The sequence below is a fragment of the Mesorhizobium sp. LHD-90 genome, from assembly GCF_030929505.1.
Taxonomy (GTDB): Bacteria; Pseudomonadota; Alphaproteobacteria; order Rhizobiales; family Rhizobiaceae; genus Kumtagia.
In genome coordinates this window covers 133,788-144,790 of the sequence record NZ_JAVFVV010000009.1, presented here as the reverse complement: position 1 = coordinate 144,790, position 11,003 = coordinate 133,788, and the positions used below count along the sequence as shown (strand labels likewise).

Genomic DNA, 11,003 nt, shown 5'->3' with positions numbered 1-11,003 from the left:
GGCTTGCCTCGGCTGCCGCGGCTCACCTCCTCCGGCGTTTTGCCGCCAATCGGCATACGGGCCCGGGCCCTTGATCGGACCAGAGAGCAGGAGACGAGCGACGATGCATCTTTCCATGTGGGCCTATCCCTGGGACATCCAGGACCAGGGGATCGAACGCACCGTCGCCGACCTCTCCGCCCGCGCCGGACTGAACACAATCAGCCTCGCCACCTCCTACCATGCGGGCCGCTTCCTCCAGCCGCGCAGCCCTTCCCAGAAGGCGTACTTTCCGGAGGACGGCACGGTCTACTATCGCCCGGACGAGGCGCGCTGGACCGGCAAGGAGATCCGCCCGCTGATGGCGCGGAACGTGGCCGAGCGCGGCGACATGCTGGACCTGCTTGTGCGCCAGCGCGAAGCCGGCGGCGTGAAGGTTTCGTGCTGGACGGTGTGCCTGCACAACACCCGGCTCGGCATGCTTCATCCCGGTCATGTGACGCGCAACGCCTTCGGCAATCCGAACTATTACAACCTCTGCCCTTCCAGCCCGGCCTCGCGCGACTACGTCGTGACCATGGTGGAGGAGGTGACCCGCCGCTACCGGCCCGACATGCTGGAGCTCGAAAGCCCGAACTTCATGGGTTTCGCGCATGAGTTCCACCACGAGAAGGACGGCGTCGGCATGCTGGCCGAGGACGATTTTCTGCTTTCGCTCTGCTTCTGTCCTCACTGCATGGCACGCGCCCGGCAGGCAGGTGTCGACGCCGAGGCGGCGCGCAAAATTGTCGCGGAGCTGATCGCCGCCATGTGCGAACGCGAGGTGCCGCAGGCGCAGTTCCCGGATTTTCCCATGGCGGGCATCGGCGCATTCAGCCGCCACGCCGCTCTCCACGACTTTCTCATCTGGCGCACCGAGCCGGTGACCAGCCTGATCGGCGAGATCCGCGAGCGCGCCGACCCCGCCACACGCATCGTCCTGATCGACCTCAAGGACGGCTGGCTGGGCGGTGTCGACCTCGAGGCCGTCGGCGCATTGTGCGACGGCGCGATCCTGTGCTGCTACTTCATGCAGCCGGACGCCGTCGACGCGCTGATGCGGGAAGGGCGGGCAGCACTGGGACCCGACAAGTACCTGGGCGCCGGGTTCCGCGTGTTCTATCCGGAGTTCCACTCCGGCGGCGAACTGGCCGCGCGAGCCCGCGCCGCCGTCGCGGCGGGGGCGGACGGCATCAACTTCTACAATTACGGACTGATCCCGCAAAAGCGGCTGGACTGGGTGCGCAAGGCGGTCGACGGCCTGCCGGTCACTTGAGCGCCACGAATTCTTTCGTACTCACTTGGTGGCGCCAAGCAGGTAGCCTCCGTCCCAGTGCCAGATCTGCTTGTCATCGACCGTCACCTTGACGACCGCCTGGAACCCGGCGAGCGTCCCGCTGCCGGCATGGAACGCACAGGTTCCGAGCGGCGGGCTGGCCGTGTCGTAGGTGACGCAGTACCCGACCGCCGAGTCGCCGTTTCCGACGGCGATGACCGCCGTGCTGCTGCCGAAATTGGGATTGCTTGTCACCGGCCCATAGTAGAGGATCTTGGTGCCCACCGGGATCGCCGCGAGATTCGATTCCGTAATGGTGCAGAAGCTCGGGGTATCGCCGGTGTACTGGCTGCATTCCTTGGAGATCTTCAGCGGTTGCATAACCGGCGCAGCGGACGACACAGATGTTAGCGTCAGGATGGCGCCAGCCAACAGGATCAAAGGTCTGCTCATGGCCTACTCCTTACGGTCAATTTAACATTTGATGTTCTACCCGCTATCTCTTTTCGTCGCAATTGTTTGCTTCCAATCTGCTTTCAATCTTCTTGCCAAGGGGTTGCCGTCTACCTCGCCGCTTCCATCGTCTGCGCGTGCCGGTATTACACGGCCGCCGCCCGCAAGATGTCGGAACCAAGGGCCATTTCATCGCCGCCTCGCTCGAGACGCCGCTGGCAAAAGCGGCAGTGCGGATTTCGCAGATCGGAGCCGTCCGCCAGATCGAAGCGCCAACTGCCGGCTTGACTAAACATCGGCCGCACGACAAATTGCTAGGATGTCAGACCAATTTCTTGCGTAGCGCCGTGCGTGCGGATGACGAGCCATCGTCGATGCAGGATGCGCGCGTGGCGATCACGCCGCTTCCCTCAATCGACCGCGGCAAGCAGGTCATGCATGCGCTGGCAGACTATGTCGATCGCGCCGCTTTGAAGGCCGGCGACAGGCTGCCGACCGAGCGCGAGCTGATGGCGGCGCTGTCTGTAGGCCGCTCGACCATCCGCGAGGCCCTCGGCCGTTTCGAGGCACTCGGCGTGACCGAGACCCGCAAGGGCAGCGGCACCTATCTCTTGAAGCCGATCTCGGCTGGCACGATCCACATGCCGCTTTCCTTCGACGCAGCCGAGTTGCGCGATGCGCTTTTGCAGACGCTGGAGGTGCGGCGCGGCATCGAAGCCGAGGCGAGCATGGTCGCGGCGCGGCGACGCACCAGGGCCGACATCGGAACGATCGAGGAAAAGCTCGACGAGATGGAGCGCGTGCACCTCGCCAAGGGCACGTCGGGGCCGGAAGACCTCGCCTTCCACCTCGCCATCTACGACGCCACCCACAACCCGCTGTTCCGGCAGTTTCTGGAGCAGATGCGTGGATTGTTCGAGCGCTTCTGGGACCATCCGTTCGACCGGATCGATTTCGCACGCCGCTCCTTCCCGTACCACCGCGAACTGTTCGACGCGATCGTCGCGCAGGACGCGGAGCTGGCGCGGGCGAAGACGCTGGAGATCCTGCGCGTCGTCGAGGAGGATATCGTGGAAATGTCGAAATGAACGACAGGGCCGACTTCTTCGACGAGGCCTCGCTGATCGGCGCGCATGACGAGGGCAACGCCTTCGACGCGGTGGTGCCGCCGATCGTGCAGACCTCGCTGTTCACCTTCAAGGACTATGACGAGATGCTCGCCACCTATCGCGGCGAGAAGGTGCGCCCGACCTACACGCGCGGACTGAACCCGACCGTGCGCATGTTCGAGGAGATGCTGGCGAAACTGGAAGGCGGCGAGGACGCCATCGGTTTTGCCAGCGGCATGTCGGCGATCTCCTCCGCCGTGCTTTCCTTCGTCGAGCCGGGCGACCGCATCGTCGCGGTGAAGCACGTTTACCCGGACGCCTTCCGGCTGTTCGGCACGCTGCTGAAACGCATGCGCGTCGAGGTGACCTATGTCGACGGCCGCGACGAAGAGGCGGTCGCCAGAGCGCTGCCCGGCGCAAAGCTGTTTTACATGGAGAGCCCGACAAGCTGGGTGATGGAGGCGCACGATGTCGGCGCACTGGCCGCGCTGGCGAAAGCGCAGGGCATCCCGAGCATCATCGACAACAGTTGGGCAAGCCCGATCTTCCAGCGGCCGCTGACGCTCGGTGTCGATATGGTCGTGCACTCGGCCTCGAAATATCTCGGCGGCCACAGCGACGTCGTTGCCGGCGTGGTGGCCGGCTCGAAGGAACTCGTCGGCCGCATCCGCGCCGAGGCGTACCCCTATCTCGGCGGCAAGCTGTCGCCGTTCGACGCCTGGCTGCTGATCCGCGGCCTGCGCACGCTGCCGGTGCGCATGCGCGCCCACCAGGCTGCCGGGCTCACGGTCGCCAAGCGCCTCGCCGAGCATCCGCTGGTCGAAAAGATCTGCCATCCGGGCCTCGCCAACCGGCTGCCACCGGGGCTCACCGGCACGTCCGGCCTGTTTTCTTTCATCTTCCGCGAAGGCGTCGACATCCGCGGCTTCGCCGACCGCCTGAACCTGTTCAAGCTCGGCGTCTCCTGGGGCGGCCACGAGAGCCTGGTCGTGCCCGGCGAGGTGGTGCTGCAGCAGAAAGCCCAACCCAATTCCGCGATGGCGTTCGGCGTCCATCCGCGGTCCGTGCGTCTCCATGTCGGCCTCGAGGGAACCGAGGCGTTGTGGAGTGACCTGGAAGCGGCGATCGCGGCCGCTTCTTCCAACGACAAGAAATGAGCAACCGACAATGAGCAACCGACAAAGGGAACGGAAATGAAAAAGCTCCTGCTCGCCGCAATCGCCACCGCGCTGATGTCGACGACCGCGCTTGCCGACACGACGCTGAAGCTGGTCGAGGTGATCACCAGCCCCGAGCGCACCGAGACGCTGAAGTCGATCGTCGGAAAGTTCGAGGCCGCCAACCCCGGCACCAAGGTCGAGATCATCTCGTTGCCGTGGGGCGAGGCGTTCCAGAAATTCGCCACCATGGTGTCGGCCGGCGAACTGCCGGATGTCATGGAGATGCCCGACACCTGGCTGTCGCTATCCGCCAACAACGGCCTGCTCGAGAGTCTCGAGCCGTATCTGGCCAAATGGGAACATACTGCGGGCCTGACCGAGCGCGCGCTGGAACTCGGCCGCGACGTCAACGACACCGCCTACATGCTGCCCTACGGCTTCTATCTCCGGGCGATGTTCTACAACAAGAAGCTGTTCCAGGAGGCCGGCGTCGCCGAGCCGCCGAAGACGATGGACGAGTTCGTGGCGGCTTCCGAAAAGGTCGCCAAGCTGCCGGGCAAATACGGCTACTGCCTGCGCGGCGGGCCGGGCGGCCTCAACGGCTGGGTAATGTTCGGCGCGACCATGGCCGGCTCCAACAAGTTCTTCAACGACGACGGCGCCTCGACCATGAACAGCGAGGGCTGGGTGAAGGGCCTGACCTGGGTGATCGACCTCTACAAGAACGGGCTGGCGCCGAAGGACAGCGTCAATTGGGGCTTTAACGAGATCGTCGCCGGCTTCTACACCGGCACCTGCGCCATGCTCGACCAGGACCCGGACGCGCTGATCGCCATCGCCCAACGCATGAAGCCGGAGGATTTCGGCGTCACCAAGATGCCGAAAGGTCCGGGCGGCAAGGCCTTCACCACCATCGGCTTCGCCGGCTGGTCGATGATGGCGGCGAGCCAGAACAAGGACCTCTCCTGGAAGCTGATCGAGACGCTCGAGGGGCCGGAAGGCAACGTCGAGTGGAACAAGCGCACCGGCGCCCTGCCCGTGCACAAGTCGGCCGAGAAGGACCCGTTCTACGCCGGCGACCAGTTCAAGGGCTGGTTCGAGGAACTGGCCGATCCGGACATCGTGCTGACCGTGATGCCGACCTATCTGGAGGAATTCGCCTTCTTCAAGGACTCGCTCGCCATCAAGACCACGCAGCAGGCGCTGCTCGGCGACATCACGCCCCAGCAACTGGCCGACCAGTGGGCCGAGTACCTGACCAAGGCGCAGCAGAAGTTCCTGGCCAAGAAGCCTTAGCCGCGGCGGACCGCGCTGCAGCCGGAGCCGTCCGCCGTCATGGCGGGCGGCTCCGGCTGATCGCCCGCCGGCCGATCAATCCTTGAGACGAAGCTTCACCCGATGGCCATCGCCACCGCGAGCCTTTCACCGCCGCCCGGTCGGTCGCTTTTCGACCGGATGGCGCGGCGCGCCGAGCCCTACCTCTACGCAGCGCCAGCGCTCATCCTGATCGTCACGATCATGCTGGTGCCGCTGGCGCTCGGCCTGTCCTACGCTTTTCGCGACGTGCAGCTCTTGAAACCATTCTCCGGCGGTTTCGTCGGACTCGACCATTTTCGTACCCTCTACGGCGACGACAATTTCTACCGGGCGCTGCGCAACACGCTGTGGTGGACCGGCGCGTCGGTGTTCCTGCAATTCGCGTTCGGGCTGATCCTGGCGCTGCTGCTCGACAAACCGTTCGCCGGCCGCGCGCTGGTGCAGGCGCTCGTATTCCTGCCCTGGGCCGTTCCGACCTTCCTCACAGGCCTCAATTGGGCATGGCTGTTCAACCCGGTGATCGGGCCGCTGCCGCACTGGTTCTACGCACTGGGGCTGATGAGCGAACCGGCCAACATCCTCTCCGATCCGCGGCTGGCCATGTGGGGGCCGATCGCCGCCAATGTCTGGTGGGGCATCCCGTTCTTCGCCATCACCATGCTGGCCGCGCTGCAGGCGATCCCGCGGGATCTCTATGAGGCCGCGGCGATCGACGGCGCGGGCGCGGTGCGCCGCTTCACCTCGATCACCCTGCCCTTCCTGGCGCCGACCATCGCCATCACGGTTCTGTTGCGCACGGTCTGGATATCCAACTTCGCCGACCTGATCATCGTTATGACCAATGGCGGGCCGGCCGACCGCACGCAGATCGTGGCGAGCTACATCTTCACGCAGGCCTTCAAGGCGCTCGACTTCGGCTATGCCTCGGCGATCGCGCTGGTGCTGCTGGTGCTGCTGCTCGCCTATTCGATGCTGATCATCATCCTGCGCCAGATGATGATGGACCGGGGGTGACGCTCTTGAACGCCTCGCTCCTCGGCACCGTGCTGCACCGTCTCGCGATCCTGGCCTATGTGGTGTTCGCGCTTTTCCCGCTGTTCTGGCTGCTGAAGGTCTCGGTCACGCCGAACGACCTGCTCTATTCGGAAGGCATAAGGCTGTGGCCATCGCGCACCGGCTTCGAGCATTTCAATTTCGTGCTGGCACACAGTTCCTTCCCGATCTTCTTCCGCAACAGCCTGATAGTGGCCGGCACCACCGCCTTCATCGTGACGGTGCTTGCCTCGCTCTCCGGCTACGCGCTGTCTCGCTTCAATTTTCGCGGCAAATACTGGCTGGTGGCGCTGCTCTTGCTCACGCAGATGTTCCCGCTGGTGATGCTGGTCGCGCCGATCTTCAAGATGCTCTCGCCGCTGGGGCTCACCAACAGTTTGACCGGCTTGATCATCGTCTACACGGCTTTCAACATCCCCTTCGCGACTTTCCTGATGCAGTCCTTCTTCGACGGCATCCCGAAAGATCTGGAGGAAGCTGCCAAGATCGACGGCGCCACGCAGTTCATGGCGTTCCGCCAGATCATCCTGCCGCTGACCCTGCCCGGCATCGCGGCGACGCTGGGCTTCGTCTTCACCGCGGCCTGGAGCGAGTTGCTCTTCGCACTGATGCTGATCTCCGGCAACGACGCCGCCACCTTCCCGGTCGGTCTGCTCACCTTCGTGTCGAAATTCTCGGTCGATTTCGGGCAGATGATGGCGGCCGGCGTGCTGGCGCTGATCCCGGCCTGCCTCTTCTTCCTGTTCATCCAGCGCTATCTCGTCCAGGGCCTCACGGCCGGCGCTGTGAAAGGCTGACGCTCATGGCATCCATCGACATCAGCAATGTGCGCAAGGACTTCGGCATCGTCCAGGTGCTGCACGGCGTCGACCTAGCAATCGGCGACGGCGAGTTCGTCGTGCTGGTTGGGCCGTCCGGCTGCGGCAAGTCAACGCTGCTGCGCATGATCGCCGGGCTGGAGGAGGTTACGGCCGGAGAGATCAGGATCGACGGCGCGCGCGTCAACGAGCGCGCGCCCAAGGACCGCGACATCGCCATGGTGTTCCAGTCCTATGCGCTCTACCCGCACATGAACGTCGCGCAGAACATGAGTTACAGCCTTCGGCTGAGGAAAGCCGCGAAAGACAAGATCGAAGCGGCAGTCAGCAATGCTGCCGGCAAGCTCGGGCTGCAACCGCTGCTCGAAAGGCGGCCGAAGGCGCTGTCCGGTGGCCAGCGCCAGCGCGTCGCCATGGGCCGGGCCATCGTGCGGCAGCCGAAAGCCTTCCTGTTCGACGAGCCATTGTCGAACCTCGACGCGCGGCTGCGCGAGCAGATGCGAGCCGAGATCAAGAAGCTGCACAAGGACCTCGGCGCGACCTCGATCTACGTCACGCACGACCAGATCGAGGCGATGACGCTGGCCGACCGCATCGTCGCCATGCATGCCGGCGTGGTGCAGCAGGTCGGCAGCCCGCTGGAGCTCTACGACCGCCCGGCCAATCTGTTCGTGGCTGGCTTTATCGGCTCGCCGGCAATGAATTTTCTCTCGGCGCGCTACGAAGCCAGAGACGGCAAAGGCGCCGCACGGCTGTCGGACGGCACGCTGATCGAATTGCCTGCGACTTACCTGATCGAGGAAGGCGCACCGATTACGCTCGGCATCCGGCCGGAGCATGTCGCGATGGTGCCGGCCACGCCGGGCGGCCTGCAAGCGACGGTGGACCTGATCGAGCCGACCGGCTTCGGCATCATCCTGCATCTCGGCCTGCACGGGCTGCCGTTCAACGTCTTCACCCTCGATCGCGAGGCGCTGATGGCTGGCCCCACGGTGACGGTTTCTTTCCCACAGCAGCACCTGCACGTGTTCGACCATCAAGGAAACCGCGCAACGCAATAAGTCTTGGGGCGATGTCGCCTTGCTCCCCAGGGAGGCGCGATAGGTCGGAAATTGATCCGACGCCTGCCGTTCACCTGAAAATGGACGGGCACCATGCCTATATCCCGGGAAAGCCAATAGCGAGGAGAGACATATGACTGTCACGAGCGAACGCGCAGTGCTTGCCGGCGGCTGCTTTTGGGGCATGCAGGACCTGATCCGCCGCTATCCCGGAGTGATTTCGACTCGCGTCGGCTACACAGGCGGCGACGTGCCGAACGCCACCTATCGCAACCACGGCAGCCACGCCGAGGCAATCGAGATCGTGTTCGATCCGAAAAGGATCAACTACCGCGACCTGCTGGAATTCTTCTTCCAGATTCACGATCCGACGACACGCAATCGCCAGGGCAACGATGTCGGCGCAAGCTACCGCTCGGCAATCTTCCATACGAACGAAGAGCAAAAACGCGTCGCGGAAGACGCCATCGCCGATGTCGACGCCTCAGGCATCTGGCCCGGCAAGGTGGTGACCGAGGTGACGCCGGCCAGCGATTTCTGGGAAGCCGAGCCGGAGCACCAGGACTATCTGGAGCGATATCCCAATGGCTATACCTGCCATTTCCCACGGCCGAACTGGAAGCTGCCAAAGCGCGCGGAAATCCGCCGCGCCGTGTGATCGTGTCCGCTGATCCTGGCGGCGTTTGGCAGACATGAGGTCCGCCGCCGCGGCGTCACCGGCGCCGCGGCGGCACGCATCAACCGTCTTCGAAAACTCCCCAGACAAAAAGTCTTTCGATTTGCGCGGCGGCGGATCATTCTGCTGTCCCGATGACGGCAGCGCGGCATCGTCGACCGGGCCAGACGAGCAGCGTCGCCATGATGGGTGGGCGACGAGCCGGGAGAATAAACGCGAGAGGCAATTCCTTCGAGCACTCGAACGCGCCGGGGCGCCAGTCCACTCCCTGCTGGCGCACCGTCCTTTCGAACCAAGGGGGTTGGGAGGGAATCATCCATGGACCTGTTCAGACTGGATGGCGATGTTGCGCTGGTTACCGGCGCCGGCAGCGGCATCGGCCAAGCGATCGCAATCGGGCTCGCGGAAGCCGGAGCCGACGTCGCCTGTTTTGGCCATCCCTCGAAAGGTGGACTTGACGAGACGGCGGCAAGCATCGCCGCGCTTGGCCGCAAGGCGCTTGCGATTACCGGCTCGGTGACTTCGGAGGTCGATCTCGCAGACGCCGTCGAGCGCATCGAAAAGGAACTTGGCGCGCTGACAGTCGCCGTCAACAATGCCGGCATAGGCGGAGCGCACGCCGCCGAATCCATGCCGCGCGAAACCTGGGAACAGCTCTACGAGATCAATGTCAGCGGCGTCTTCCTCTCGTGCCAGGCGGAGGCGCGCGTCATGCTGCCACGCCGCAAAGGCTCGATCGTCAACGTCGCCTCGATGTCCGGCAGCATCGTCAATCGCGGCTTGCTACAGGCCCACTACAACTCGTCCAAGGCGGCGGTGATCCACATGTCGAAGAGCCTGGCGATGGAGTGGTCGGGCCGCGGCCTGCGCGTCAATGTACTCAGCCCGGGCTACACGCTCACGCCGATGAACCGCCGGCCGGAAGTGGCCGAGCAGGTGAAGATTTTCGAGCGCGACACACCGATGGGCAGAATGGCAACGCCGGAGGAGATGGTCGGTCCGACCGTCTTCCTCGCGAGCCGCGCAGCATCTTTCGTGACCGGCATCGATCTCATAGCCGATGGCGGGTTCGTCTGCTGGTAGCGGACGCACCACTGAGAAAGGAAGCATTTCGGAGGGGTTGTCGTCTTGCCGGCCAGCGGTGATGCCGCCAACATCACCGCTCAGACCGCCGATAGCCGACACGTCTCAGGGCTAGGCCCTTGGCATTCCGTCGGCTTCGCTGCCGCCGCCGTCAGTTGCCTTCGAGCGAAAGTCCCCTCGCCCGATCGCGCAACTGCGACAGCAGTTCGCCGCGCCGCGCCTCCGGCGTGTCGACCGGCAGCACCAGGCATAGTGTCCGCGTTATCGCGCCGGACCGGTCGCGAATGGGCGCGGCCATGCACCAGGTGAAGCGGTCGGCGAGCGCCGACGTCTCGCTGAAGCCTTGCGCCCGCGACGTTGCGATGTCGGCCAGGAAACCAGCCTCGGAGATCACGCGGCCGTCGGGCAGGCGGTAGTCCTGCTTCGGCACGAAGGCGCGCACTTCCTCGTCGCTCATGTGGCCGAGCAGCAAGCGGCCCGAAGCCGTCCACGGGATCGGCACCTCGACGCCAACATCGCTGGAGATGCGGAACGGACCCGGCGAGTCGCGGCAGTCGAGCACGACATATTTGTTGCCGCGCAGACCGCAGAGCTGCACCGTTTCGCCGGTCTCCGACGCCATGGCGTCCATCGTCTCGATGATGCGGCGGTAATGTGCGTTGTGGTGGCTGTAAGCCCAGCCGAACAGATGCATGGCGCGGCCGAAATAGACATGGCCATCCGAACCGACGGTCTCCAGCATCTCGGCATCGAGCAGGCTGTTGACGATCTCGTAGGTGGTGGAGCGCGGCGCGTTGATCATCTTGGCGATGTCGCCGACGCGCGCCGGCGAACGATGCTTGAGCAGGGCCTCGAGCAGCATGATGACCCGGTCGATGCCGCGCTTGCGCTCGCCGCCGCGTGCCTCGCGGCCGGCATCGGGCTCGCCGAGTGCGATCGTGTCCTTCGTCATGAAATCCTGCTCGCCGCATTCATTTTT

General features: G+C 64.5%; 11 protein-coding genes. 9 read left to right on the top strand and 2 right to left on the bottom strand.

The features are described 5' to 3' along the window. Positions 1–103 precede the first annotated feature (103 nt). Positions 104–1,294: a hypothetical protein gene (locus RB623_RS14545; protein ID WP_308057580.1), complete on the top strand. Its 1,191-nt coding sequence runs from the start codon at positions 104–106 to the stop codon at positions 1,292–1,294. Positions 1,295–1,315: 21 nt separating this feature from the next. Here the strand turns inward: RB623_RS14545 and RB623_RS14540 are convergent, their stop codons facing one another. After that, positions 1,316–1,747 carry a hypothetical protein gene (locus RB623_RS14540; RefSeq protein WP_308057579.1) on the bottom strand — a complete coding sequence of 144 codons (432 nt, stop codon included), beginning with the start codon at positions 1,745–1,747 and terminating at the stop codon, positions 1,316–1,318. A 374-nt stretch (positions 1,748–2,121) separates the two neighbouring features. Here RB623_RS14540 and RB623_RS14535 point away from each other — a divergent pair, with 374 nt between their 5' ends. The 8 genes from RB623_RS14535 to RB623_RS14500 all read left to right on the top strand — a co-directional run bounded on the left by RB623_RS14535 (position 2,122) and on the right by RB623_RS14500 (position 10,024). Further along, positions 2,122–2,835 (top strand): FadR/GntR family transcriptional regulator, encoded by a 714-nt coding sequence (locus tag RB623_RS14535; protein WP_308057578.1) that lies wholly within the window; start codon positions 2,122–2,124, stop codon positions 2,833–2,835. Further along, the gene (locus tag RB623_RS14530; RefSeq protein ID WP_308057577.1) at positions 2,832–4,013 is read left to right on the top strand and encodes a PLP-dependent transferase; all 1,182 of its coding nucleotides are present in this window, start codon (positions 2,832–2,834) and stop codon (positions 4,011–4,013) included. Before RB623_RS14535 ends, RB623_RS14530 begins: the two co-directional genes overlap by 4 nt. 36 nt (positions 4,014–4,049) lie before the next feature. After that, positions 4,050–5,312: a sugar ABC transporter substrate-binding protein gene (locus RB623_RS14525; RefSeq protein ID WP_308057576.1), complete on the top strand. Its 1,263-nt coding sequence runs from the start codon at positions 4,050–4,052 to the stop codon at positions 5,310–5,312. A gap of 102 nt (positions 5,313–5,414) precedes the next feature. Next, the gene (locus RB623_RS14520) at positions 5,415–6,347 is read left to right on the top strand and encodes a sugar ABC transporter permease (protein ID WP_308057575.1); all 933 of its coding nucleotides are present in this window, start codon (positions 5,415–5,417) and stop codon (positions 6,345–6,347) included. A 5-nt stretch (positions 6,348–6,352) separates the two neighbouring features. Continuing rightward, entirely contained in the window at positions 6,353–7,183 is an 831-nt protein-coding gene (locus RB623_RS14515; RefSeq protein ID WP_308057574.1) for a carbohydrate ABC transporter permease, read from the top strand. A gap of 5 nt (positions 7,184–7,188) precedes the next feature. Beyond that, entirely contained in the window at positions 7,189–8,265 is a 1,077-nt protein-coding gene (locus tag RB623_RS14510) for a sn-glycerol-3-phosphate ABC transporter ATP-binding protein UgpC (protein ID WP_308057573.1), read from the top strand. Positions 8,266–8,398: 133 nt separating this feature from the next. Beyond that, the gene (gene msrA, locus RB623_RS14505) at positions 8,399–8,923 is read left to right on the top strand and encodes a peptide-methionine (S)-S-oxide reductase MsrA (protein ID WP_308057572.1); all 525 of its coding nucleotides are present in this window, start codon (positions 8,399–8,401) and stop codon (positions 8,921–8,923) included. Between the two features lie 336 nt (positions 8,924–9,259). Continuing rightward, positions 9,260–10,024 carry an SDR family oxidoreductase gene (locus RB623_RS14500; protein WP_308057571.1) on the top strand — a complete coding sequence of 255 codons (765 nt, stop codon included), beginning with the start codon at positions 9,260–9,262 and terminating at the stop codon, positions 10,022–10,024. Between the two features lie 151 nt (positions 10,025–10,175). Here RB623_RS14500 and RB623_RS14495 read toward each other — a convergent pair whose 3' ends face one another. Continuing rightward, a complete protein-coding gene (locus tag RB623_RS14495) occupies positions 10,176–10,976 on the bottom strand; it encodes an IclR family transcriptional regulator (protein ID WP_308057570.1) in 801 nt (266 codons plus the stop codon). Between the last annotated feature and the right edge of the window lie 27 nt (positions 10,977–11,003).

What these genes read in the sequence shown, in the direction of transcription:
- RB623_RS14535 (WP_308057578.1), top strand. Translation starts at nt 2,122, where the DNA reads ATGCAGGATGCGCGCGTGGCGATCACGCCGCTTCCCTCAATCGACCGC.
- RB623_RS14510 (WP_308057573.1), top strand. Translation starts at nt 7,189, where the DNA reads ATGGCATCCATCGACATCAGCAATGTGCGCAAGGACTTCGGCATCGTC.
- RB623_RS14520 (WP_308057575.1), top strand. Translation starts at nt 5,415, where the DNA reads ATGGCCATCGCCACCGCGAGCCTTTCACCGCCGCCCGGTCGGTCGCTT.
- RB623_RS14500 (WP_308057571.1), top strand. Translation starts at nt 9,260, where the DNA reads ATGGACCTGTTCAGACTGGATGGCGATGTTGCGCTGGTTACCGGCGCC.
- RB623_RS14495 (WP_308057570.1), bottom strand. Translation starts at nt 10,976, where the DNA reads ATGACGAAGGACACGATCGCACTCGGCGAGCCCGATGCCGGCCGCGAG.
- RB623_RS14525 (WP_308057576.1), top strand. Translation starts at nt 4,050, where the DNA reads ATGAAAAAGCTCCTGCTCGCCGCAATCGCCACCGCGCTGATGTCGACG.
- msrA (WP_308057572.1), top strand. Translation starts at nt 8,399, where the DNA reads ATGACTGTCACGAGCGAACGCGCAGTGCTTGCCGGCGGCTGCTTTTGG.
- RB623_RS14545 (WP_308057580.1), top strand. Translation starts at nt 104, where the DNA reads ATGCATCTTTCCATGTGGGCCTATCCCTGGGACATCCAGGACCAGGGG.
- RB623_RS14530 (WP_308057577.1), top strand. Translation starts at nt 2,832, where the DNA reads ATGAACGACAGGGCCGACTTCTTCGACGAGGCCTCGCTGATCGGCGCG.
- RB623_RS14540 (WP_308057579.1), bottom strand. Translation starts at nt 1,747, where the DNA reads ATGAGCAGACCTTTGATCCTGTTGGCTGGCGCCATCCTGACGCTAACA.